The following is a 721-nucleotide window of genomic DNA, read 5'->3' as shown; positions in this document are numbered from 1 at the left end:
TCACGTTCCCGCGAGGGTGTCAAATGCGAGACGGCCTTTTCGGCCTAACATTATGTCCGTGGGACGACATTCAGGCTCGCATCGATCAATCGTGGCTCAAGACGTTCAAGCGCGCTGCGGTTGGGGTTCCTAAAATCGTCCGAACATCAGGGCATGGTGGCTCTGGAGCAACGGATGTATTTCACACTCATCAGGTCAAAGGCTGCAGCCGCGTCGATGCAGACCAATTTTTCACTACTGGAGGCGCTTGTCCAAACGGCGCGGTCGAGATTCACGAGTCTCCTCGCTCGACTTTCCGAACTGCACAATCAGTCTCTGGCTGTCACGCTGAGTGAAAGCGTCGGCCATTCTCGTAAAAACCATGGGGATGGATACAGCCTCGTGGGCGCTACGCGGGATATGATTGCTATCATCAAGGCGATGGACCGGATGGCGGACGAGCTGTTGCTCGAGTCAAGGCAGTCGTGGGGGGCAGTCGGAGATATATCCAGCAATGTCCACGAGATTGCCTTCGGACGGTGGCGACTGCTAGGCGGGCGGAAGCTGAACGATCTTCGCGCGGTAGCCGTGGAGGAGAAGCTCCGGCGGACGCCACGTCTGGTGATCTCATTGTTGGAGGTCGCTACGATTTTGGAGGAGAGCGTTGCCGATCTCGCACCAATGGAGGGACACGAGCGGACCGAGCAGCAAGATTGCGTCTAGGTAGCCTCTCAACGACAGA

The 721-nt window shown here is 57.1% G+C and carries 1 protein-coding gene; it reads left to right on the top strand.

Annotated features, from left to right (window positions below; translation table 11 throughout):
- The first annotated feature begins 174 nt into the window (after positions 1-174).
- Entirely contained in the window at positions 175-702 is a 528-nt protein-coding gene (locus CV770_RS41285) for a hypothetical protein (RefSeq protein WP_146101487.1), read from the top strand.
- The last annotated feature ends 19 nt before the right edge of the window (positions 703-721 follow it).

The organism is Bradyrhizobium sp. AC87j1 (genome assembly GCF_002936975.1).
Taxonomy (GTDB): domain Bacteria; phylum Pseudomonadota; class Alphaproteobacteria; order Rhizobiales; family Xanthobacteraceae; genus Bradyrhizobium; species Bradyrhizobium shewense.
Note: the sequence above shows the minus strand (reverse complement) of the source record. Positions and strands in the feature narration are given on the sequence as shown.

Coding starts and splice junctions, on each gene's coding strand:
- CV770_RS41285 (WP_146101487.1), top strand. CDS start 175: ATGTATTTCACACTCATCAGGTCAAAGGCTGCAGCCGCGTCGATGCAG.